Annotated in this window: 18 protein-coding genes and 1 riboswitch; of the genes, 5 read left to right on the plus strand and 13 right to left on the minus strand. The window is 61.6% G+C overall.

What is annotated here, in order from left to right; genetic code table 11:
* Positions 1-5: 5 nt before the first annotated feature.
* The 5 genes from nagA to metA all read right to left on the minus strand — a co-directional run bounded on the left by nagA (position 6) and on the right by metA (position 5,122).
* Positions 6-1,157 (minus strand): N-acetylglucosamine-6-phosphate deacetylase, encoded by a 1,152-nt coding sequence (gene nagA / locus ACQ7C1_RS23860; RefSeq protein WP_085779830.1) that lies wholly within the window; start codon positions 1,155-1,157, stop codon positions 6-8.
* Complete coding sequence (locus ACQ7C1_RS23865) at positions 1,157-2,188, minus strand: SIS domain-containing protein (protein WP_430960033.1); 1,032 nt, start codon at positions 2,186-2,188, stop codon at positions 1,157-1,159. Before ACQ7C1_RS23865 ends, nagA begins: the two co-directional genes overlap by 1 nt.
* Positions 2,181-2,957: a GntR family transcriptional regulator gene (locus tag ACQ7C1_RS23870; protein ID WP_097598267.1), complete on the minus strand. Its 777-nt coding sequence runs from the start codon at positions 2,955-2,957 to the stop codon at positions 2,181-2,183. The genes ACQ7C1_RS23865 and ACQ7C1_RS23870 overlap by 8 nt, the downstream gene beginning before the upstream one ends.
* A gap of 130 nt (positions 2,958-3,087) precedes the next feature.
* A complete protein-coding gene (locus ACQ7C1_RS23875; protein ID WP_430960034.1) occupies positions 3,088-4,110 on the minus strand; it encodes an aldose epimerase family protein in 1,023 nt (340 codons plus the stop codon).
* A gap of 88 nt (positions 4,111-4,198) precedes the next feature.
* On the minus strand, positions 4,199-5,122 hold the full coding sequence (gene metA, locus ACQ7C1_RS23880; RefSeq protein ID WP_020922563.1) for a homoserine O-acetyltransferase MetA: 924 nt from the start codon (positions 5,120-5,122) through the stop codon (positions 4,199-4,201).
* A 49-nt stretch (positions 5,123-5,171) separates the two neighbouring features.
* A riboswitch (SAM riboswitch) is annotated at positions 5,172-5,249 on the minus strand.
* A gap of 153 nt (positions 5,250-5,402) precedes the next feature.
* On the opposite strand from metA, the gene ACQ7C1_RS23885 reads away from it, so the two are divergent.
* Complete coding sequence (locus ACQ7C1_RS23885) at positions 5,403-7,262, plus strand: ABC transporter ATP-binding protein/permease (RefSeq protein ID WP_430960070.1); 1,860 nt, start codon at positions 5,403-5,405, stop codon at positions 7,260-7,262.
* A gap of 61 nt (positions 7,263-7,323) precedes the next feature.
* On the opposite strand, the gene ACQ7C1_RS23890 is transcribed toward ACQ7C1_RS23885, so the two are convergent.
* The 3 genes from ACQ7C1_RS23890 to ACQ7C1_RS23900 all read right to left on the minus strand — a co-directional run bounded on the left by ACQ7C1_RS23890 (position 7,324) and on the right by ACQ7C1_RS23900 (position 10,391).
* Complete coding sequence (locus ACQ7C1_RS23890; RefSeq protein ID WP_430960035.1) at positions 7,324-9,144, minus strand: ABC-F family ATP-binding cassette domain-containing protein; 1,821 nt, start codon at positions 9,142-9,144, stop codon at positions 7,324-7,326.
* Between the two features lie 2 nt (positions 9,145-9,146).
* The gene (locus tag ACQ7C1_RS23895; RefSeq protein ID WP_430960036.1) at positions 9,147-9,797 is read right to left on the minus strand and encodes a thiamine diphosphokinase; all 651 of its coding nucleotides are present in this window, start codon (positions 9,795-9,797) and stop codon (positions 9,147-9,149) included.
* A gap of 66 nt (positions 9,798-9,863) precedes the next feature.
* A complete protein-coding gene (locus tag ACQ7C1_RS23900) occupies positions 9,864-10,391 on the minus strand; it encodes a MarR family winged helix-turn-helix transcriptional regulator (protein ID WP_085779823.1) in 528 nt (175 codons plus the stop codon).
* A gap of 114 nt (positions 10,392-10,505) precedes the next feature.
* Between ACQ7C1_RS23900 and ACQ7C1_RS23905 the strand changes: the two genes are divergently transcribed.
* Positions 10,506-12,044, plus strand: coding sequence for an MDR family MFS transporter (locus tag ACQ7C1_RS23905; RefSeq protein WP_430960037.1), 1,539 nt, complete (start codon positions 10,506-10,508; stop codon positions 12,042-12,044).
* 386 nt (positions 12,045-12,430) lie between these two features.
* Positions 12,431-13,975 (plus strand): M48 family metalloprotease, encoded by a 1,545-nt coding sequence (locus ACQ7C1_RS23910; RefSeq protein WP_430960038.1) that lies wholly within the window; start codon positions 12,431-12,433, stop codon positions 13,973-13,975.
* A gap of 50 nt (positions 13,976-14,025) precedes the next feature.
* On the opposite strand, the gene ACQ7C1_RS23915 is transcribed toward ACQ7C1_RS23910, so the two are convergent.
* From ACQ7C1_RS23915 to ACQ7C1_RS23935, 5 genes are all read right to left on the minus strand, one after another.
* Positions 14,026-14,889 (minus strand): RNA polymerase factor sigma-32, encoded by an 864-nt coding sequence (locus tag ACQ7C1_RS23915; protein ID WP_011427212.1) that lies wholly within the window; start codon positions 14,887-14,889, stop codon positions 14,026-14,028.
* 375 nt (positions 14,890-15,264) lie between these two features.
* Positions 15,265-15,837, minus strand: a complete 573-nt coding sequence (locus ACQ7C1_RS23920) for a CarD family transcriptional regulator (protein ID WP_011427211.1) — start codon at positions 15,835-15,837, stop codon at positions 15,265-15,267.
* Between the two features lie 393 nt (positions 15,838-16,230).
* On the minus strand, positions 16,231-16,569 hold the full coding sequence (gene fdxA / locus ACQ7C1_RS23925) for a ferredoxin FdxA (protein WP_011427210.1): 339 nt from the start codon (positions 16,567-16,569) through the stop codon (positions 16,231-16,233).
* A gap of 193 nt (positions 16,570-16,762) precedes the next feature.
* Positions 16,763-17,167: an RNA-binding S4 domain-containing protein gene (locus tag ACQ7C1_RS23930; protein WP_430960039.1), complete on the minus strand. Its 405-nt coding sequence runs from the start codon at positions 17,165-17,167 to the stop codon at positions 16,763-16,765.
* A gap of 2 nt (positions 17,168-17,169) precedes the next feature.
* Entirely contained in the window at positions 17,170-20,352 is a 3,183-nt protein-coding gene (locus ACQ7C1_RS23935; protein ID WP_430960040.1) for a helicase-related protein, read from the minus strand.
* Positions 20,353-21,147: 795 nt separating this feature from the next.
* On the opposite strand from ACQ7C1_RS23935, the gene ACQ7C1_RS23940 reads away from it, so the two are divergent.
* Positions 21,148-21,303: a DUF3309 family protein gene (locus ACQ7C1_RS23940; protein ID WP_003543790.1), complete on the plus strand. Its 156-nt coding sequence runs from the start codon at positions 21,148-21,150 to the stop codon at positions 21,301-21,303.
* 26 nt (positions 21,304-21,329) lie between these two features.
* Positions 21,330-21,590, plus strand: a complete 261-nt coding sequence (locus tag ACQ7C1_RS23945) for a YMGG-like glycine zipper-containing protein (RefSeq protein ID WP_009991900.1) — start codon at positions 21,330-21,332, stop codon at positions 21,588-21,590.
* Positions 21,591-21,705: the final 115 nt, after the last annotated feature.

Raw genomic sequence — 21,705 nt, forward strand, 5'->3', positions numbered from 1 at the left:
TGCGTTCAGGCTGCCTCGCCGGCAAGCCAGGTGGCGGTGACAGTAAGCGCATCTGTCAGATGTACGAGATCGGCGCGCGCGCCCGGCGAGAGATGGCCACGATCGGCAAGCCTCAGGAAACGCGCGGGATAGAGGGTCGCCATACGCAAGGCCTCGGCGAGCGTCAGGTCGAGATAGGTGACGCCGTAGCGGATCGCCGAGATCATATCGACGTCGGAGCCGGCGAGCGTCCCGTCGGAAAGCACGAGCTTCGAGCAGAAGCCGCCCCTTTCGCGCCGAACGGTGCGTCCGTTCAGCGTGAACGAGTCCTGTTGCGAGCCGACAAGCGACATCGCGTCGGTGACGAAGAACAGCTTGCCTTCGCCGCGCTTGGCGCGCAGCGCCGTGCGCAGGGCCTTCGGATCGACGTGATGGCCGTCGGCAATGATGCCGCACCAGGATGCGGGATGATCGATGGCCGCGCCGACCAGGCCCGGAGCACGGTGGCCCATCTGGCTCATCGCGTTGAAGAGATGCGTGACCCCGCGCGCTCCGGCATCGAACCGTTCCTCCGCCGCCTCGCTGGAACAATCGGAATGGCCGATGCTGACGGTGACGCCGGCTTCGGCAAGCTCGCGCACCTGGGCGACCGTCACCTGCTCGGCGGCGATGGTGACGAGCAGCGTGCCGATTGACTCACGTGCCCGGATGAAGGCCTTGATGTCACTATCCTCCACCGGCCGCATCAGCTCGGCCAAATGAGCGCCCTTGCGGGCTGGCGCCAGATGCGGGCCTTCGAGATGCAGGCCGGCGACGCCGCGGTTTTCTTTCACAGCCTCCTTCGCCGCTTCGATAGCGGCACTGGTCGCCTCGGATGTGTCGGTGATCAAGGTCGGCAGCAGCGACGTCGTGCCGTAAGGCCGATGCCCGCTGGCGATGATATCCATCGACGCTGGGGAAGGCTCATCGTTCAACATTCGGCCGCCACCGCCATTGACTTGCGCATCGATGAAGCCGGCCGACAGGATGCCGCCCGCAAGAGCGACCGTCTCGCCATCGGGCAGGTCGTTTACCGCGATGATCGCTTCGACGCGGCCGTCGGCAACGATGAGCGCCTTGTCGTCATGGAAGCGCTCGCCGTCAAAGATGCGGGCGCCGACGAAGATCTTGCGGACCATCAGATCGTCTCCGTCACCTTGAGCAGGTTCGCTGGCCGGTCGGGATCGAAGCCCTTGCGGCGCGTCACCGATTCGATCAGCCGGTAGTAGACGAGCAGCGACACCAGCGGATCGATCAGGCCATTGCCCGTCGTCGGCACGCGCAGATTGATGCCGGGAAGCGGCTGTGCCGAAAAACCGACGGTGGTGGCGCCGAGCTTCTGCAGCCGCTCCAGCGCCTGGCCGTTATTGGCGAAGGCCGCATCGTCAGGCGCGAAGGCGACGATCGGAAAGCCGGGCTGCACCAGGCGCATCGGACCGTGCATCAGTTCCGCTAGCGAAAAGGCCTCGGCATGCAGGCCGGAGGTTTCCTTCGCCTTCAGTGCCGCTTCTAGCGCGATCGCAAACGCCGGGCCGCGGCCGGCCGTATAGAGCGAGGTCGCATGGAACAGCACCTCCTCGACCGCCGCCGTTTCGATACCTGCGGTCGCCGAAAGCGCCTCCGGCAGTTTTTGAAGCGCTGCCTGCAGGCCGGACGCGCCGCCGATCGCGGCCGTCACGCCGGAAAGGGCGGCGACGGAGGCAATGAAGGATTTGGTCGCCGCCACGCTTTTTTCCGCGCCGGCGTTAAGACCGAGAACGATATCGGCCTGTTTGGCAAGCGGGCTGTCGGTGACGTTGACGACGGCGATGGTCGTCGCCCCACCCTTCTTCGCCGCCTCCTGCAAAGCCACGATGTCAGGGCTGGCCCCCGACTGCGAAACAGTGAAGTGCACACCGCCCTTCAGATGGAGGGCAGCGCCGTAGACGGAAGCGATCGACGGGCCGACCGATGCGACCGGTACGCCGCAGGTGATCTCGAAGAGATATTTGAAGAAGGTGGCGGCGTGGTCCGAGGAGCCGCGCGCCGCCGTGGTCACCACGCTCGGGCGGGCGGACGAAAACAGCCGGGCGATTTCCGCAAAGACCGGTTTTTCCTTTTCGAGAAGCGTGGCCACCACCTCCGGCGACTGGCCGGCTTCCTGCAGCATCAGCGACTGGTTCTCACTCATGGTCATCTCCAATTCTCAATTCGGCAACGAAATCATAGGCATCGCCGCGGTAGTGCGAGCGGGTATATTCGACGACGCGCTGGTCTTCCAGGCGCGAGACACGTTCGATCAGAAGCGCCGGTGCGCCTGCCTTGACGTTCAGCATCGCGGCATAGGACGCATCGAGCGTGACGGCGGTCAGCCGCTGCAGCGCACGCACCGGTCGGTGGCCATTCGCCGCCAGCGCATCATAGAGCGATCCCTCGCCGCCGGCGTTCTCCCCCAGAAACTTGACCGGCACGACGGCGCGCTCGATCGCCAGCGGCAGGCCGTCGGCGAGGCGCAGACGGTCGAGTCTCAGAACCGGTTCGCCGGCGCCGAGGCCGAGCAGAAAGGATTCCTCCGGAGACGGCGTGTTGACCTCGCGCGACAAGATGCGCGCGGCCGGCAGACGCCCGCGCGAGCGCATGTCGGCGGAGAAGGAGGAAAGCCGCCAGAGCGACTGTTCCATGCGCTCCACCTTACCCGATACGAAAGTACCGCTTCCGTGGCGCGATTCCAGTGCGCCCGCCGCCATGAGGTCGCGATAGGCAGTGCGCACGGTGACGCGGCCAAGCTTGAGAGCCTCGGCAAGGTCGCGCTCGCCCGGCAGCGCCGTGCCGGCCTTCAGCAAGCCCTCCTGAATGAGGCTGGTCAGCGCCTGCGCCAGCCGCTTGTAGAGCGGCCCGGCCAACGCTTCGTCGCGCAGGCCGCGTCTATTGAGTTCAGCTACTAGACTGGTTCTATCCATGGGCAGACAATAGAACCTATATAGAACCAATCGGCAAGTCTGAATCGGACAAGGCATAAAAAAACCCTCTCCGGCAAACCGAAGAGGGTTTATAACGGTCAAATTTGACAGCCGTGCGTCTCTAGAATGCTCAGTTCTTGGTGAAGATGTAGTCCGTCTCCTGGCGCAGCACTTCGCCGGGGCGCAGGACCGCATTCGGAAAGCCTTCGTGATTGATGGCATCCGGCCAGACCTGCGTTTCCAGGCAGAAGCCGGCGAACGGGCCGTATTTGCGCCCGCCGAGGCCGGGAGCACCTGTATTGAGCTTGAAGCCGGCATAGAACTGCACGCCCGGCTCGGTGCTGCGCACTTCGAGCGACACGCCGGAATAGAGGCTGCGGGCGAGCGCCACGGTCCGCTTGGCGGTGCGTTCTCGAGACAGGCAGAAATTATGGTCGTACAATGCCTGTTCATTGCCGACGAAACGCTTCATCGGAGCCATCTCGCGGAAATCGAATTCAGTGCCGGCAACGGGCCGGATTTCGCCGGTCGGCACCTGCTTTTCGTCGGTCGGCAAATAGTGATCGGCGGCGATCATGATGTCGTGGGCCAGCGCATCGTCGCGGCCGTCGAGATTGAAATAGGCGTGCTGGCAGACATTGGCGAGCGTCGGCTGGTCGCTTGTTGATTCGTAGGTGATCGACAGCTCGCCGTTGCCATGCACCCGGAACGTCGCCTGGATGGTGCAATTGCCGGGGTAGCCGGCGCGGCCGTCGGGATCGACGATCTTCATCACCAGCCGGTCGACGTCATGCTCGACGATCGTCCAGTTGCGCTTGCCGATGTTGTCGCTGCCGCCATGCAAATGCGTCACGCCGTTTTCGTTCCGCTCAAGCTGATAATCCTTGCCGTCGAGCGTGAACCTGCCGCCGCCGATGCGATTGGCGCAGCGGCCGGGCGTCGCGCCGAAATAGGCCGAGTAGAGGGGATAGCTATCGAAATCCTCGAAGCCGAGCTGCAGCGGCGCTTCATGGCCTGCAAGGCGCAGATCCTGGATGACGGCACCCCAGGTGATGATCTTGGCCGTCAGGCCGCCGCCCTTGATAACGACGCGATAGACAGTCTCGCCCGCCTTCGTCTGCCCAAACGCTTCCCGTTCCAACTTATCCGACATGATCGACCGTCCGTTCCTTAAGGGTTCGGACCGGAACCTGCCCGCATTTGCTTCAAACCGCAACCGGGCAGGTCAGAAAGAAATTCCGTTACAGATCCATGCCGATCTCTTCGACGTCATAGGGCGTCGTCTGGTAAATCTCATTGATCCAGTTACCGAACAAGAGGTGCGCATGGCTGCGCCAGCGGTTCTGCGGCGCAAGCGTCGGATCATTATGCGGGAAGTAATTATGCGGCATCTTGATCGGCACGCCGGCATCCACATCGCGGAAATACTCATCCGAAAGCGAGGTGGAATCATATTCGACGTGGTTGAACATGTAGAGCCGCCGGCCCCTCTTCTCGTGCACGAGGCATACGCCCATCTCGCTGGATTCCATCAGGATTTCCAGGCTTGCGGATTTCTCGATATCTTCGCGGCGCACCTCGGTCCACCGCGACACCGGGACCTCGAAATTGTCGGAAAAGCCGTTCAGATAGATGGAGGAAGGCTTCAGGTTCCGGTGCCGGTAGACGCCAAAGGCCTTTTCCTTCAGCTCATATTTCGGAACGCCGTGGAAGTGATAGATCGCCGCCATCGCGCCCCAGCAGACGTTCATCGTCGAATGGACGTTGGTCTCGGTCCAATTAAAGATCTCCTGCATCTCTGCCCAATAGGTAACGTCCTCGTAGGGCAGAAGCTCGATCGGCGCTCCGGTGATGATGAAGCCGTCGAACTTGCGCTGCTTCACCTCTTCCCAGGTCTGGTAGAAGGCGAGCAGGTGATCTTCGGATGTGTTCTTCGCCTTGTGGCCGCCGATGCGGATGAGCGACAGCTCCACCTGCAGCGGCGAAGCGCCGACGAGACGGGCCATCTGCAGTTCGGTCTTGATCTTGTTGGGCATCAGGTTGAGCAGGCCGATTTGCAACGGTCTTATATCCTGACGGATCGCCATCGTCTCGGTCATCACCCGCACACCTTCCTGAACCAGGGTTTCGAAAGCGGGCAGCGTATCGGGGATCTTGATGGGCATTTGCGGTCAACTCGATCGAAAATAAAAAACCGGCGGCGAAAAAATCGCTACCGGTCCGCACGCGGCCCTTTAGCGACTTTTTTAACGTGGCTGCAAGCCGGCCGGCCAAATCACCACGGAGTGCCTTAATTAGTCCCAGTTGAGCCGCGAATCAACTCCGAATGCATGCAGGAGCGGAGCGCCAAGAATCATCACAGTTTAATGACTGATAAAATCTGTTGATAGACCGGTAACGCCACCATGTTAATAATGACAGTATGGGCGGTGTTGGAAAAGCATGATGGCAGATAAGATCGAGGGGAGGCCGGGCACCAGGAGGCAGGATAAGGTTGGTTACGACTTCAGCCTGACATATCGCCTCGGAGTAATGTTCTCGGCATTCTGGAATTCTGAAGTGCGTGGCAAGGTGCTGTTTCTGGCAACAGTGCTGATCCTCGTCATCCTTCTGACAGCTTATGGCCAGGTCATTCTGAACGAGTGGAACGCCCCCTTCTATGATTCGCTCGAGCGCCGCGATCTCGGCGAATTCTTCCACCAGCTCGAAATCTTTGCGATGATCGCCGGCACGCTGCTGCTGCTCAACGTGCTGCAGGCCTGGCTGAACCAGATGACCGCGCTCTATATGCGCGAGGGCCTGTCGCGCGATCTCGTCAATCAATGGCTGAAGCGCAAGCGGGCGCTGCGGCTCGCCTCGAGCGGCCTGATCGGCGTCAATCCCGACCAGCGCCTGCACGAGGATTCCCGTAACCTCGCCGAAAGCACGACAGGGCTCGTTCTCGGCCTCTTACAGTCAACCATTCTTCTGGTGAGCTTCATCGGCGTGCTCTGGGAGCTGTCGAGCGGCTTCGTCTTCCACATCAGCGGCCACAGCTTCTCCATTCCAGGCTACATGGTCTGGGCAGCGATTTTTTATGCCGCCTCCGCCTCGGTGCTGAGTCAGGTCGTCGGCCGCAAGTTGGTGAAACTCAATGCCGACCGGTTCTCGAAGGAGGCCGAGCTTCGTTTCACGCTGATGCATGCCAATGAGAACATGCCGGCAATCACCGTCGCTCGCGGCGAAGAGAATGAACGCCGGCGCATCAACACCGACATCAGTTCGGTGCTGAGGGTGGTCAAGCGGCTCGCCATGGCCAATACCAATCTCACCTGGGTTTCGGCCGGCTACGGCTGGCTCGTGATCGTTATCCCCATTATCGTTGCCGCACCCGCTTATTTTTCCGGCGGCCTCACCCTCGGGCAGCTGATGATGTCGGTCGGCGCCTTCAACCAGGTTAATACGGCGTTGCGCTGGTATGTCGCCAATTTCGGCCCGATCGCCGAATGGCGTGCCACGCTGATGCGCGTCACCGACTTCCGCCAGGCGCTGCTCGACATGGACGAGGACTTTGGCGTGAAGGGCAGCATCGCCTATGAAAACACCACCCCCGACAAGCTGACGCTGAAGGATGTGGTGATCAATGCCAAAATCGGCGAAGACATCGAGGAATGCGGCGGTTTTCGCCTGCGTGAAGCCGATATCGTGATCAAGGCCGGCGAAAAAATCATGATCAACGGCGATCATAGCGTCAACCGCAAACTGCTGTTCCAGGCCTTGGCCGGGCTCTGGCCGTGCGGCAGCGGCACGATGGGTCTGCCGCCGATCGACGACATGCTGTTCGTTCCGCAGATTGCCTATATTCCGGGCGGCACTCTGCGCGAGGCGCTTGCCTTCCCCGAAAGCCCCGATGCCTACGAGCAGGCTGCCGTCGAGGCGGCCCTTGAAAAGGCCGGCCTGCACTCTCTGATCGCAAGGCTCGATACCCGCGCCCGCTGGGACAAGTTGCTCGACGGCGATGAACAGAAGGCGATCGGCTTCGCGCGCCTGCTGCTGGTGCGCCCGCGCTGGATCATCTTCGACGAAGTGCTCGAGGGCATGGAGCCGGAATGGCAGGAAACGATGTGCAGCGTGCTGACTTCGATACCCGAAGCCGGCATGATCTATATCGGCCGCTCTGAAACCTATCTGGAGGCGCTGCAGCCGCGGGTGCTGCATCTGCAGGCTCTGCCTTCGAGATCCGAAGAGCCGCAGCAGCAGGTCGCCCAGACCACCGGCGCCAGCGCCAGTGCGGGCGCAGCCGTCGTCCCCGCGCCGGCGCTTTAAGACCTCCCCATCAGCAGGAGTTTTACCTGCAGCGTGACGCGAGCGGCTGAGTGCGAGAGTCTTAGCCTTCGAGCTCTTCGCGCAGCATTTCGAGCTCCAACCATTCCTCTTCCATCTTGGACAGGCCGGCGCGCAGCTTTTCCATCTCGCTTGCAAGCCGATTGAAGGCGGCGGGGTCACGCGTGAAGAGACCGGGATCGGCCATGACAAGTTCGCGCTTGGCGAGCTCGGCCTCGGCTTTGGCCATCTCCTTCGGCAGATTTTCCAGCGCGAATTTCTGCTTGAACGAAAGCTTGCCCTTCGAGCCTCCGCCGGAAGCTGTTATCTCCTGCGTCTTCGGCTTCTCCGCCGTCTTCTCGGCCTTCCGGCGCTCTTCGAGCGCGCCTTTGCGCTGCGCCAGCATGTCCGTGTAGCCGCCGGCATATTCGATCCATCGGCCGTCGGGCGCATCCGCTACGGCGGGCGCGATCGTCGAGGTCACGGTGCGGTCGAGGAAATCGCGATCGTGGCTGACGAGAATGACGGTGCCGGGAAAGCCGGCGACGATTTCCTGCAGGAGGTCGAGCGTCTCGATGTCGAGATCGTTGGTTGGTTCGTCGAGGATCAGGAGGTTTGCCGGGCGCGCCAGGATGCGTGCCAGCATCAGGCGGGCGCGTTCGCCGCCGGAGAGGCTTTTGATCGGCGTGCGCGCCTGTTCCGGCTGGAACAGGAATTCCTTCATGTAGCCGGTGACATGGCGCTGTTCGCCGTTGACGAGCAGGTTCTCGCCACGCCCGTCCGTCAGGTAGTTTGCAAGCGTATCCTCGGGGTTCAGGTCCTCGCGTTTCTGGTCGAGGGTGGCGATCTCCAGGTTGGTGCCGAGTTTCACTGTGCCGCTATCCGGCGAAAGCTGGCCGGTCAGCATTTTCAGGAGCGTCGTCTTGCCGGCACCGTTCGGTCCGACGAGACCGATGCAATCGCCGCGATGTACGCGGATCGAGAACGGCGTGACGATGGCCCGGTCGCCGAAGCTCTTGGTGATCTTCTCGGCCTCGATCACCAGCTTGCCGGATTCCTGCGCGTCCGAAACCGTCGCCTGCACCGTGCCTTGCGGTCCCTTATGGCCGCGATATTGCGAACGCATCGTCTGCAGCTCGCCGAGGCGGCGCATGTTGCGTTTGCGCCGGGCCGTCACACCGTAGCGCAGCCAGTGTTCTTCGCGCTCGATCGCCTTGCCGAGCTTGTGCTGTTCCAGCTCTTCGGCCTCCAGCACTTGGTCGCGCCATGCCTCGAAATGCGCGAAGCCCCTGTCGAGCCGGCGCGAGGCGCCGCGGTCGAGCCAGACGGTTGCCGTCGAGACTTTTTCGAGGAAACGACGGTCGTGCGAAATCAGCACCAGGGCGCTGCGGGTCTTCTGCAGCTCGCCTTCCAGCCATTCGATTGTGGGAAGGTCGAGATGATTGGTCGGCTCGTCGAGCAGGAGAATATCCGGTTCCGGGGCCAGCACGCGGGCAAGGGCGGCCCGGCGCGCTTCACCGCCGGAAAGGGTGTTCGGATCTTCTTCGCCGGTCAGGCCGAGATGCGACAGAAGATAGGTGACGCGATAGTGGTCGTCGCCCGGTCCCAGCCCGGCCTCGGCATAGGCCTGCACGGTGCGGAAGCCGGCAAAGTCCGGGGCTTGTTCGAGATAGCGCACCGTCGAAGACGGATGGCGGAAGACCTCGCCGGACTGCGCCTCGACCAGGCCGGCGGCAATCTTCAGGAGTGTCGATTTGCCAGAGCCGTTACGCCCAACGAGACAGATCTTGTCGCCGGGCTCGACCTGCAGCGAAGCGCCCGCCAGCAGCGGTGCGCCGCCGAAGCTCAGGAAGATGTCGTCGAGTTTCAGAATGGGAGGGGCCAAAATCAGACTCCGGAAAGATCATAGGGTCGGGCAAGCACGATCGCCCGGCCGCTCTCGAGCGAAAAGCGAACCTTGCCTTCCGCGACATTTGAAATGGTGCGCGATGAGCCGAAAGGCAGATGGAAATCCGTGAGCGGATAGCGCGCATTCTCGATGGAGAGCCCCTTCAGCTCGCTGAACCCGGGGACGGAAAACAGGCAGCCCTTGGGAAGGTCCAGTTCGACCGTGCCGGCGAGCAGCGGAACGGCCTCTTCCTTGCCCGAGGTCAGCAGGACGTCGAAACCCTGTTCAGCAAGGCCGACGGCCGACAGCAGGTGCTGAAGCGCATGGTCGGAGCGTTCGCCGCCGAGCGCGCCGGCGAGGATCAGCCGCCGGGCGCCTCGGGCGACCGCTTCCGATACCGCGATCTCGCCGTCCGTTGCCGCCTTCGCTGCGGGATAGGGTTGCTTTGGCACATCGAGAAAGCCCGCTTCGAGCTCGGGGGGCGTCGAATCGAAATCGCCGACCCAGAGCTCAGGCATGACACCAAGCGCCGCCGCATGCCGCATGCCGCCATCGGCCGCGATGAAACGGCTGCCGCCGATCGCGTGGCGCAGGCGTTCCGTCAGGCTGAGTTCGCCGCCGAGCAGAATGGTGAAGGTGGATTGGCTCATGGGCACTGCCCTTAGCGCAAACGGGGGGGCGAGGGGAAGGGGCACCGACGGATCGGCGCATTCACCTCAACCGGGCGTATCCTTGTCGCGCGAGAGAAAGATCGCCTCGTAGCCGCCAATGAAACGTTCGAACAGCGTCGCGAAGCGCTCTATATCTTCGCGTGGCCAATCGGAGACGATCTCGGAAATGATGGCCATTTTCTGCGCGTGGATCTCGGCAAGCAGCGCCTGGCCGGCCTCGGTGATGACGACGACGATCCGCCGCGCATCGGCCTGGGAGGCTTCGCGGCGCAGCACGTTGCGCCCGACCATCTCGGCCACGACCCGGCTGGCACGCGACGGGTCGATGCGCAGCATCTCCGCGATCAAGCCGACAGTAACCTCGCCGGGCGACTCAGCCCGCCGCACGGCGTCCAGCACGTCGAGATGGGAAAGCTCAAGGCCCGGTGCGGCACTCTGGATCGCCAGCCTGCCGATCAGCCGCCGGCCGGTCATCAGGCGCATGCGTGCCATGCTCTTGCCGATGCGAGGCAGGTTCTCATCGTCTGGCTCGGCCCGACCGTTGGACAGGATCTTCGTCAGCGTCTCATTCATGACGGCACCATAGCAGAGCGGAGGTTAAAATTGAATATGACGGAGTCACTCATGTGCCATTGACAATTACATGCTAATGGCACATAAAATGGATCGAACCCGGAAATATGCCCCATGGACATGCAACCCGCGCCTGCGCCGCTCGTGACGGATCCTCGTCGCCGGCTTATCCTCTTCTTCTTTCTGATGACCGCCATGTTCATGGCGACACTCGATAATCAGATCGTCTCCACGGCGCTGCCGACGATCGTCGGTGAGTTCGGCCATCTCGAGCGTTTCGGCTGGATCGGCTCGGCCTACCTGCTGGCGCTCAGCGCCGTCATGCCGCTCTACGGCAAGCTCGGCGATCTCTTCGGCCGCAAATATGTGATGATGACGGCGATCGCAATCTTCACCACCGGCTCCGCGGTCTGCGGCCTCGCCGTCTCGATGAATACGCTGATCGCCGCCCGTGTGCTGCAGGGGCTCGGCGGTGGCGGCATCATGGTATCGATCTTTGCCGTCAACGCCGATCTGTTCGAGCCGCGCGAGCGTGCGCGCTATCAAAGCTATTCCAGCCTCGTGCTGATGGCTTCGGGTGCGATCGGCCCGGTGCTCGGGGGAACGATGAGCGATCTCTTCGGCTGGCGCTCGATCTTCCTCGTCAACGTGCCGATCGGTTTCATCGTGCTCACCGGCCTTGCCTTCATGCTGCCCTACCGCAAGCCGCATCGGCGCCCCAAGATCGATTATGCCGGCGCGCTCCTGATCGCGCTGACGACGACGAGCATCGTGCTTGCTACAGACAGCAGCCAATTGTTCGGCTCGTTGATCTCACCACAGAGTATCGGCATTGTCGCCTTCGGCGTAGTCTGCGCCGTCACCTGGGTGTTCGTCGAGCGCCGCGCGCCGGAGCCGATCGTTCCCCTGCAGCTCTTCCGCAATTCGACCTTCAGCCTCCTGCTGCTGATATCGGTGATGGGCGGCGCCATCGCTATCGGCATGGTCAACTATCTCGCTCTCTTCCTGCAGACGACGACCGGCCTTTCGCCATCGGCCGCCGGCCTTCTGTTCATTCTTCTGACCGGTGGTCTCGTCTGCGGATCACTGTCGGCCGGGCGCATCATCTCGCTGACCGGCCGCTACAAACCCTTCGCCATCGCGAGCCTCACCTGCAGCGCCATTGCCTTCGCGCTGATGTCGCAGGTCCATGCGGGAACGCCAATCGCCTTCATCGGCGCGATCATGATGCTGCATGGCATCGGCATCGGCCTTGCGCAGCAGGTCCCCGTCATCGGCGTGCAGAATGCCGCCCCCGCCCGCGACGTCGGTGCCGCGACCGGCTCGGTGACGCTCTCGCGCATGGGCGGCGCCTCAATTGCCATTTCGATCTATGGCGCGATCATCGCCTCCGGGCTCGGCAAGGTCGGTGCTCCCATTCCCGGTGTCGCCGATATCGAACAACTGACGCCGAAGATGATGGCAGCCCTTCCCGAAGCGAGCCGCCAGGCGGTCGCAGATGTCTATGCCGCCGCCTTCTCGCCCCTTTTCATGACTTCCTGCGCCATTGCCCTGATCGGCCTTGCTGCCGCAATGATGCTGAAGCCCGTGCAGCTGCCCCGCACCGGGGAAATGAAGCGACCGCAATCGCCGGCGGCGGAAGCGGCGGAATAGCGGGCCGTACGACGGGAATATTCACCAGCGGACGTTCCATTATCGCGTAAATAAATTAAGAGTTGCGATTTTCTTGCGGGGCTGCCGTTTTCCAGCCTGTTACTTCAATCAAGCCGTTCTTTTTCCGTGCCGGCGACAAATCTATGCCTGGTGACGGAACTTTCGCCATAATTTCATCCGAGCGAAGGGAACCTCGATGCCTGAGGCTTGCTAAAATGCAACGGCGCCACAATTAAACAGAGTCTCGCTATGCAACCGATGCGTAAATCAGTTACAGCAACGACGTGTATCGGCTTAGCACGCGGCGCGAGATCAGGGGTGCGCACCCATTGAGTTCCCCTTGCCAAGGCCGGTCCCCATCTGCGGCAAACCGGCAAAACAGCGACATGATGCGGAGAACCAGACTGGACAGCTTGACGACGTGGAAATCGCCCGCGCTTTCCAGTGATGCCATCTCTGCGACGCGGCGCTTCGTCCGTCGCCTGATGCTGCTTTCAGCCGTCGCAATGGCGCTGAACGGGTGTCAGTCGCTGATCGAACAATCCTACCAGCCGAGCATCTCGCCTTCTTCCAATCCCCAGATCGTCGACGAGGTGCAGAAGAACGATCCGCGTGCGGCGATGGGCGCCCGCGAGCATCCGCGTATCGTGGCAAGCTACGGCGGCGAATATAAGGATGCCAGGACCGAGCGCCTCGTCGCCCGCATTGCCGGCGCACTGACGGCAGTGTCGGAAAATCCGAGCCAGTCCTACCGGATTACCATCCTGAACTCGCCTGCGATCAACGCCTTTGCGCTGCCGGGCGGGTATCTCTACGTCACCCGCGGCCTGCTCGCGCTTGCCAACGACGCCTCGGAAGTCGCCGCTGTGCTGTCGCACGAAATGGGCCACGTGACAGCGAACCACGGTATCGAGCGGCAGAAGCGCGAGGAAGCCGAAGTCATCGCCAGCCGCGTCGTCGCCGAGGTCCTCTCGAGCGACATTGCCGGCAAGCAGGCGCTGGCCCGGGGCAAGCTCAGGCTTGCCGCCTTCTCCCGCCAGCAGGAGCTGCAGGCCGATGTCATCGGCGTGCGCATGCTCGGCGAAGCCGGCTACGACCCCTATGCCGCCGCCCGTTTCCTCGATTCCATGGCGGCCTACAGCCGCTTCATGTCGGTCGACCCGGAAGCCGACCAGAGCCTCGACTTCCTCTCGAGCCATCCGAACTCCGCCCAGCGCATCGAGCTTGCCCGCACCCATGCGCGCGCCTTCGGCCAGGAAGGGACTGTCGGCGACAAAGGTCGCGATTATTATCTCGACGGCATTGACGGCCTGCTCTACGGTGACAGCCCGGAAGAGGGCTACGTGCGCGGTCAGACCTTCCTGCATGGCGGCCTCGGGATCCGCTTCGACGTGCCGGCGGACTTCAAGATCGACAACAAGGTCGAAGCCGTGATGGCCACCGGCCCCAACGACATCGCCGTCCGCTTCGATGGCGTCGCCGACAACCAGAACCAGAGCCTCACAAACTATATCTCCAGCGGCTGGGTGACCGGTCTCGACCCATCGACCATACAGCAGATTACCGTCAATGGCATGGAAGCAGCCACTGCGCGCGCAAGTGCCGACCGCTGGGATTTCGATGTCACCGTCATCCGCAACAATGCGCAGATCTTCCGTTTCCTGACCGCCGTGCCGAAGGGCAGCGATGCCCTCGAACCGACGGCCAATGTACTGCGCGCCAGTTTCCGGCGCATGACACCGGCGGAAGCTGCCTCGCTAAGGCCGCTGCGCATTCGCGTCGTCACCGTGCGGCCCGGCGAGAACATCTCGACGCTTGCCGCCCGCATGATGGGCACCGACCGCAAGCTCGATCTCTTCAAGCTCATCAATGCCCTGCCGACGGGTGCGGCCGTTTCCCCCGGCGACCGCGTCAAAATCATCGCCGAATAAAAAAGCCCGGCTGGCGCCGGGCAGTCGGTGCTGCTGGAGGATAAAGACGTTCAAGCGTAGGCCGCCATATGCGGATCGGCGCTGACCAGCGCGCTGCGAAGCTTTTCCATCGCCCGGCTTTCGATCTGGCGCACGCGCTCCTTGGAAATGCCGAGATCGGCGCCGAGTTCTTCGAGCGTGGCGCCGTCTTCCGCTAGGCGCCGGGCGCTGATGATCTTCATCTCGCGTTCGTTGAGATGTTTCAGCGCCGAGGCGAGCCAGACGCGGCGGCGCTCGCCGTCGATCATATTGGAAACCTGCTCGTCCGGCAGCGGATCGTCGCTGACGAGGAAATCCATCTTCTCCGCGCTCTCGGCATCGCCGGAGACGGAAGGCGCCTGCAGTGAGGCGTCGTTGCCGGAAAGCCTGGCATCCATGGTCTGCACATCGGCGAGGCTGACGCCGAGAGCCGCCGCGATTTCCTGATGAATGGATTGCAGTGTCAGTTGCGTATCGCCCCTGGCAAGCTTAGCGCGCAGGCGGCGCAGATTGAAGAATAGCGCCTTCTGGGCCGAACTGGTGCCGCCGCGCACGATCGACCAGTTGCGCAGGATATAATCCTGGATCGACGCCCTGATCCACCAGCTGGCATAGGTCGAAAAACGCACGTCACGTTCCGGTTCGAAACGCGCGGCGGCTTCCAGCAGGCCGACATAGCCCTCTTGCACGAGGTCGCTCATCGGCAGACCGAAATTGCGGAACTTGCCGGCCATGGAGATAACCAGGCGCATATGCGCCATGGCGATTTGGTTGCGCGCACCGCGATCGTCGTGATCTTTCCAGCGAGTGGCGAGATCATGCTCTTCCTGGCGGGCGAGATAGGGGGCGGCCATCGCGATTTTGATCATGCGCCGATCTGCAGACATGTTCTTCATTTCGATCTCCCGAAACAGGCCTTCGCCCTCAAAATGAACAATAAAACTCACCTTCCGGAACATCGCTGTCCGGACTGAATGGGTTCGGTATGCAAAAGGGCCTCACCCTGGACTTCTCAGGGAAAGGCCCTATTTCTTATCATGTGCCGCTAAGACGGCTGGGTCGGACCTGTTTCTTCACGTTGCCGAACGGGCAATATTGAAAAGGCATGAGCCGCTCCTCACCGAATACTGACGGAATAGCAGTTCGCCCGACGAGCCAGCGCCCGACGAGCAGTCCGCAATTACGTGTGGTAAACGCGTCAGTCGGGAAAAAGTTCCAATAAAAAACCCGGCGCGAAGGCCGGGTTTTTTCATGGGAGAGACAGGCTTGCCTTAGGCGGCTTCGTCCTGCGAATCGTCTTCTTCGATCGCCTTGCCGCGCTTCGGACCCTTGTTAAGGTTGGTCTCGACGAGGCGGACGGCTTCGGTTTCCGACATCTTGTTGACGGCGGCAATTTCGCGCGCCATGCGATCGAGCGCTGCTTCGTAGAGCTGGCGCTCGGAATAGGACTGTTCAGGCTGGTTCTCTGCACGATAGAGATCACGCACGACTTCAGCAATGGAAATCAGATCGCCGGAATTGATCTTGGCATCATATTCCTGGGCGCGGCGAGACCACATGGTGCGCTTGACGCGCGCCTTGCCCTGCACAACCTTCAACGCACGATCGACGAAGTCAGTTTCCGAAAGCTTGCGCATTCCGATGCTCATCGCCTTGGCGACCGGAACCTTCAGGCGCATCTTGTCCTTCTCGAAATCGATAACGAAAAGTTCGAGCTTCATGCCGGCAACTTCTTGCTCTTCGATAGCGGTGATGGTACCGACGCCATGAGCGGGGTAGACGATCGATTCACCGGTCTTGAAGCCGTGACGTGCTGTAGAAGGCTTTTTCTGCTGAGTCGTCATTCTATTCAAAAACTCCCTGTTACGCTTCCGGCGGCGGCCGGAGCCGGGTCAGTCAGGCCCGGATGAGACGGGTGGATCCGTCGGGTGACTTCACTCTGGTCCCATCAGGCAAAAGCAAATGTGTCTTGCGCGCCATCTTGGGATGCGACGCTCAAGGCGTTGATATGTCACGGAAACCGTGGGACGGATTGGTTTTGCTTTCGTGATGGTTTTGGGCATGCGTCATGCCACAAATGGAACAGTGCAGGGAACCTATCACAAAAATATGAGGAAATCAATAATTTGCTTCGCCTGAGTCATGCGAGCAACACAGATCACCCATATGCCAGACGCAGGATTTAAAACGTTTCACCGCATGGCCGCTCAAATGCAGCGGCCGAATCGCGCAGGGTCTTAGTCGCCGGAACCGGGTTTTTCGGAGAAGTATTTCTCGAATTTTCCCGTCTGGCCGTCCATTTCCTTGGCCTCCGGCAACGGGTCCTTCTTGACCGTGATATTCGGCCAGATGCTGGCATACTCAGTATTGATCTTCAGCCACTTGTCGAGGCCCGGCTCGGTATCCGGCTTGATCGCCTCGGCGGGACATTCCGGTTCGCAGACGCCGCAATCGATGCATTCGTCGGGGTGGATGACGAGAAAATTCTCGCCTTCATAAAAGCAGTCGACAGGGCAGACTTCCACGCAATCGGTGTATTTGCACTTGATGCAATTGTCGGTCACGACATAGGTCATGAAGAACTCCAGGATTTCATGCGGATGGGACCGGGCAACCTGGAACGTCGCGCCTATCCCCGTGCCGGGCGAAAAGCGTGGACAGGCTTGGCAGGCAAGCACGCTTCCGGCAGGTTTTCAGTGACCTATCGGCTTTAGCGGCGGATTTCAAGGATAAACGATCTGCAAAAGCCGCCACCACAGACAGAGTTTTCTAATCCTCGTCCGACATCAACCTGTCGATTGCACGTCTTTCCTTTTTGGTCGGACGGCCGGTACCGGTCGCACGGGTCGCTTGCTCAAACGGCGTGAGACGTTTTGTCTCATCCGGCGGCAGGGACTGGTCATCATAGAGCAGGCGAGCCTCTTCATAGGGACCCCGCCGTTCCCCGGCGAGACGCACGATGAGAATGACGTCGCGCCGCTCCAGCGTCAGTTCGACGCGGTCGCCCGGCTTGACCGTGTGGTTCGGGTGACTGCAGCGCTCGCCATTGATGCGCACATGCCCTGACTGGACGTGGCTCTGGGCCAGCGAGCGCGACTTCACCACGCGCGTGAAGAACAGCCACTTGTCGATGCGCTGGCGCGAACCGCTTGCCGGCTGTGTCTCCCCGCCCATGACTACTTCTTCATCTGTTCCTTGAGGGCTGCGAGCTTGGCGAAGGGCGAATCCGGATCGATCGGCTTCTCCTTGCGCGGCGGCTTGGCCTCGAAGCGCAGCGGCTGGGCGCCGCGATTGTTGTTCCGGTCGTTACGGTCATTGCGATCGTTACGCTCGCCGCGGTCCTTCCGATCGCCACGGTCCTGACGATCACCGCGCGGCTGGTCCTTGCGCTCGCCCCTTGCCTGCTGCGGCCTGCCGCCGTCGCGGCCGCCACCGTCCTTGCCGCGGCCGTAACGGTTGTCGCGCCCGTCGCCGCTGCGATTGCCCTCGCCGCCTTCACCGCCGTTCGGACGACGATTGCGCTCGCCGCGCTCCTGGTTCTGGCCGCCCCTGCGTTCGCCATGGCCGCCGCGTGCCTGGCGGTGATTGTCATTGCGACCGCCGAGACGCCACAAAAGAACCGGCTTTGGTTCCGCCGGCTCGCCAGCTTCCCCGGAAGCGGCAGTCTCTGCCGACGCGGCTGTCTCGGTCACTTCGGCCGCAGCGTCGTTGTCGGTCGCTTCTGGCGCGGGGATCTCGGCTGCCGTCGAAGCCGCCTCGGCTGCTGGTGGCTCGGAAGCAGCCTCTTCCGTCGCCGCGTCGGCATCGTCGTGATCGGCTTTTTCTACCGCTTCTTCCCCGGACATTTCCGCGGAGGCGGCAGGGGCTGAAGCTGCGTCCTGCGCCGCAAGATGGGCCGACGCCTCTTCCGCCTTCACGGCATCGGCGCGATAGCCGAGGCCCTTGAGGATCTCTTCCATGTCCTCGAGCGTTGCCCCGAGAATCGACAGCATCGCCGTCGTCGTCGTGAAACGGCGACCGTCATAGGCGCCTTCCGGACGATTGTTCTGACCGGGCTTCCATTGCAGCAGCGGACGGATGATATCGGCAAGCCGCTCCAGAATGTCGATGCGCACGGCGCGCTTGCCGAGGAAACGGAAACCGGCGAGCTTGTAGAACATCCGCTCGAAACTCGGATCGGTGACGACCGAGGTGCGGCCGGCGGCAAGCACGGGGATGAGATCGCCGTAGCCCGGCTTGTCCAAACCGTCGTTCTTCAACGCCCAGAGCAGCGTGATCAGTTCGGCAGGCGCCGGCTTTAGCAGGGCCGGAACGAAGATATGATAGGCCCCGAAACGCACGCCGTAGCGGCGCATAGAGGCGCGAGCCTCCTGATCCAGCGACTTCACTTCTTCGGTGACGTCGCGGCGGAAGAGCACGCCCAGATTTTCGACCAGCTGGAAGGCAAGTCCCTTGGCAAGACCCTGCAGGTCTTCGGCGCGCGACAGATCGTCCAGCGGCTTCAATACCGTGCTGATGTGATGGTTGACGAAGCGCTCGATTCGGGCGGCGACGTGATCGCGGGCATTGCCCGTCAACTGCTCGTCGGCGAGCAGGATCACGCGCGGCCGCATGATGTGATCGCTGCCGGAAAGCCGCGCCACCGGATCGCCGAGCCAACGGATCAATCCATCCGAACCGATCGCCAGATCGCTATTGCCCGCGGCATGCAGCCGGGCCGCACGGGCCTCGAACTCGAGCGCGAGCGCCTTCTGCGACGCAGCCTGAACCGCCTTGGCATCCGGTCCATCCGCTCCCGCCACCGGGGTGAAACGGAATCCGCTCAACTGCCCTACATGATGTCCTTCAACGAAGACATCGCCATTCACACTGATTTCAGCTTCCAGCATCGCATTCTCTCTCAGGCGCTTCATGAGCACAGATGTCCTGCGATCAACAAAGCGTTTCGTCAACCTTTCATGTAACGCATCGGACAATCGATCTTCGATTTCCCGCGTCTTTTCCTGCCAATGTGTCGGATCGGCAAGCCAGCCGGGCCGATTCGAAACGTAGGTCCAGGTCCTTATCTGCGCGATTCGCGCCGAAAGCGTGTCAATTTCCCCATCAGTTCGATCCGAGCGATGAACCTGCTCCGCGAGAAACTGCTCGTTCACCGTGCCATAGCGCACGAGATCGGAAAAGAGGGTCGAAATAAGATCGGCATGTTGGGCCGGAGTGATACGCCGGTAGTCGGGCAGCGCGCAAGCCTCCCAGAGTTTTTCGACGCGGGCCGGCCTGTCGGCGAGGTCCATTACCTCAGGATAGCGCGAAAGCTGCTCGAGCGCCTGCTGGTCGACCGCCGGCAGCGCCCGCGTCAGCCCGGGCACGCGCGGCCCGGCCTCCAGGCTGGCGCGGAGCGACTGAATCGAGGAGAAGTCCATCTCCGTCGTGCGCCACTGCAGAACCTTGACGTTGTCGAATTCATGTCCCTCGATGCGCTGCACCAGTTCCTCGTCGAAGGGGGAGACCTGACCGGTGACGCCGAAGGTGCCGTCCCGCACGTGCCGCCCGGCGCGGCCGGCGATCTGGCCGAGTTCGGCCGGATTGAGGTTGCGGAACTGATAGCCGTCGAATTTCCGATCCTGGGCGAAGGCGACGTGATCGACGTCGAGGTTGAGGCCCATGCCGATCGCATCGGTCGCCACCAGATATTCGACGTCGCCCGCCTGATAGAGCGCGACCTGCGCATTGCGGGTGCGCGGGCTCAGCGCCCCCAGCACGACCGCCGCGCCGCCGCGCTGCCGGCGGATGAGCTCGGCGATGGCATAAACCTCGTCGGCCGAAAAGGCGACGATGGCGGAACGCTGCGGCAGCCGGGTGATCTTCTTCTGCCCGGCGTAAAGGAGATGCGAAAGCCGCGGCCGCTCGACGATGGTGATACCCGGCAGAATATGCTGTAGGATCGGCCGCATCGTCCCTGCACCCAGCAACAGCGTTTCATCGCGGCCGCGAAGATGCAGGATGCGGTCGGTAAAGATATGGCCACGCTCGAGATCGCCGGCGAGCTGCACCTCGTCGATCGCGACAAAGGCGGCTTTGGTCTCCCGCGGCATCGCCTCGACAGTGCAGACGGAAAAACGGGCATTGGGCGGTGAAATCTTTTCTTCGCCGGTGACCAGCGCCACGTTCTGTAAGCCGACCTTCTCCACCACCCGCGTATAGACCTCGCGGGCCAGGAGCCTGAGCGGCAGGCCGATCACGCCGGTCCCGTGTGCGACCATGCGCTCGATGGCATAATGGGTCTTGCCGGTATTGGTTGGTCCAAGCACCGCGGTCACACCGCGCCCGCTCAGAATCATCGGCTGCGAAGTCAGAGTCATCGTCCATGCAAGTGAGGCAGGCGCGCCCCGGGAAAAGTTTTGCCATCTCGATGGAGGCACAGAACACATGGACAGCTACCGCCGCAAACGCAAGGGCAGATTTCAAAATGCGTCGGGGGTTGCGACCTTTGCGAGTCGTCTCGAGGGTGCGTATTTCCAATTCGGAACAGCGGGAGAACGAATCAGAGACGAATCGCTGACTTCTGCTGATTCAGCTTTTGTTCACGGCTAAGTATTGATTTTGAATCACTTTTTCCTACCAAATGCTGAATCGCGGGACTCTCTCCTGTTTGTATTTTGTGACCCTGCCCGAGGTCTGGCGTGCGCTTTTTGCCAAGTGAAAATCCGCCGAAATTAACATCCCGATCAAATCCGGAACGAATCAGCGACGAATCGCCGACTGCTCGGCTTTCCCCTTTCGTTCACGGTCATATCTGGTGGCGTCGTCATATTCTGCCGCTAGATGCGGGCAGGCGGCGAGGTCTTGTCACGTCGGTGTTAATCTTCCGGCGAGCAAATTCACACAGCGTTAAGCCGGACCCGCTTGCCCATTGGGGCCGATCAAAAACGGAACGAATCACCGACGAATCGGAGACATCGAGACCTTCCTGCTTTGTTCACCGCAAGATATTGTATTTAAATGCTTTTTTAACCATACGGGCGTTTTATGAGGGGTGACGGATCACAAACCATGAATCGCCTTGCATGCTAATTCGCGCGCCCAACCGGGAACAAAAATCGCCAATGCGTGTTTCTTGTCCATCCAGATTGCGGATGAAATGAAGGAAAAACACCATGCTTGGCACGATACTTCTCGTTATCCTCATTCTGCTCTTGATCGGAGCTCTGCCAAACTGGGGTTATAGCCGTGGCTGGGGCTATGGACCTTCCGGCGGTTTGGGGCTAGTTCTCGTCATTATCATTATCCTTGTACTAATGGGCCGCATCTAAAGCCCGACAACCTGGGGAGTTACGACATGATGAAGAAGATTGTTCTTATCGGCGCGCTCGTGGGCGCTCTCGCATCCTGCACGGCGACCGAGCAGGGCACGGCGATCGGCGCCGGCACCGGTGCGGTCATCGGTGGTGCCGTCACCAACAGCTGGGGTGGTGCCGCAGTCGGCGCCGTTGCCGGCGGCCTGACCGGCGCTCTCATCGGCCAGTCGGTCGAACGCCGCGGCTACTGCATCTATCGCGACCGCTATGGCCGCCGCTACGAGGCTCGTTGCCGCTACTGACCGACAAGTCATATCGGACTCCCAACGGGCGCTTCGGCGCCCGTTTTCTTTGCCGCCACGTTCGTCAATGTGACGTTGACGATCGGTCGTGAAAGTCAAATCTACCGGCGCTCAC

This window comes from Rhizobium sp. Nf11,1, assembly GCF_050587665.1.
Classification (GTDB): Bacteria; Pseudomonadota; Alphaproteobacteria; order Rhizobiales; family Rhizobiaceae; genus Rhizobium.

Bases quoted from the DNA above. Each gene is read 5' to 3' on its own strand.
- ACQ7C1_RS23870 (WP_097598267.1), bottom strand. From the start codon at position 2,957: ATGGATAGAACCAGTCTAGTAGCTGAACTCAATAGACGCGGCCTGCGC.
- ACQ7C1_RS23910 (WP_430960038.1), top strand. From the start codon at position 12,431: ATGATGCGGAGAACCAGACTGGACAGCTTGACGACGTGGAAATCGCCC.
- ACQ7C1_RS23915 (WP_011427212.1), bottom strand. From the start codon at position 14,889: ATGAAGAACATGTCTGCAGATCGGCGCATGATCAAAATCGCGATGGCC.
- fdxA (WP_011427210.1), bottom strand. From the start codon at position 16,569: ATGACCTATGTCGTGACCGACAATTGCATCAAGTGCAAATACACCGAT.
- ACQ7C1_RS23885 (WP_430960070.1), top strand. From the start codon at position 5,403: ATGGCAGATAAGATCGAGGGGAGGCCGGGCACCAGGAGGCAGGATAAG.
- ACQ7C1_RS23935 (WP_430960040.1), bottom strand. From the start codon at position 20,352: ATGACTCTGACTTCGCAGCCGATGATTCTGAGCGGGCGCGGTGTGACC.
- ACQ7C1_RS23940 (WP_003543790.1), top strand. From the start codon at position 21,148: ATGCTTGGCACGATACTTCTCGTTATCCTCATTCTGCTCTTGATCGGA.
- nagA (WP_085779830.1), bottom strand. From the start codon at position 1,157: ATGGTCCGCAAGATCTTCGTCGGCGCCCGCATCTTTGACGGCGAGCGC.
- metA (WP_020922563.1), bottom strand. From the start codon at position 5,122: ATGCCCATCAAGATCCCCGATACGCTGCCCGCTTTCGAAACCCTGGTT.
- ACQ7C1_RS23920 (WP_011427211.1), bottom strand. From the start codon at position 15,837: ATGACGACTCAGCAGAAAAAGCCTTCTACAGCACGTCACGGCTTCAAG.
- ACQ7C1_RS23865 (WP_430960033.1), bottom strand. From the start codon at position 2,188: ATGAGTGAGAACCAGTCGCTGATGCTGCAGGAAGCCGGCCAGTCGCCG.
- ACQ7C1_RS23905 (WP_430960037.1), top strand. From the start codon at position 10,506: ATGGACATGCAACCCGCGCCTGCGCCGCTCGTGACGGATCCTCGTCGC.
- ACQ7C1_RS23875 (WP_430960034.1), bottom strand. From the start codon at position 4,110: ATGTCGGATAAGTTGGAACGGGAAGCGTTTGGGCAGACGAAGGCGGGC.
- ACQ7C1_RS23900 (WP_085779823.1), bottom strand. From the start codon at position 10,391: ATGAATGAGACGCTGACGAAGATCCTGTCCAACGGTCGGGCCGAGCCA.
- ACQ7C1_RS23945 (WP_009991900.1), top strand. From the start codon at position 21,330: ATGATGAAGAAGATTGTTCTTATCGGCGCGCTCGTGGGCGCTCTCGCA.
- ACQ7C1_RS23895 (WP_430960036.1), bottom strand. From the start codon at position 9,797: ATGAGCCAATCCACCTTCACCATTCTGCTCGGCGGCGAACTCAGCCTG.
- ACQ7C1_RS23930 (WP_430960039.1), bottom strand. From the start codon at position 17,167: ATGGGCGGGGAGACACAGCCGGCAAGCGGTTCGCGCCAGCGCATCGAC.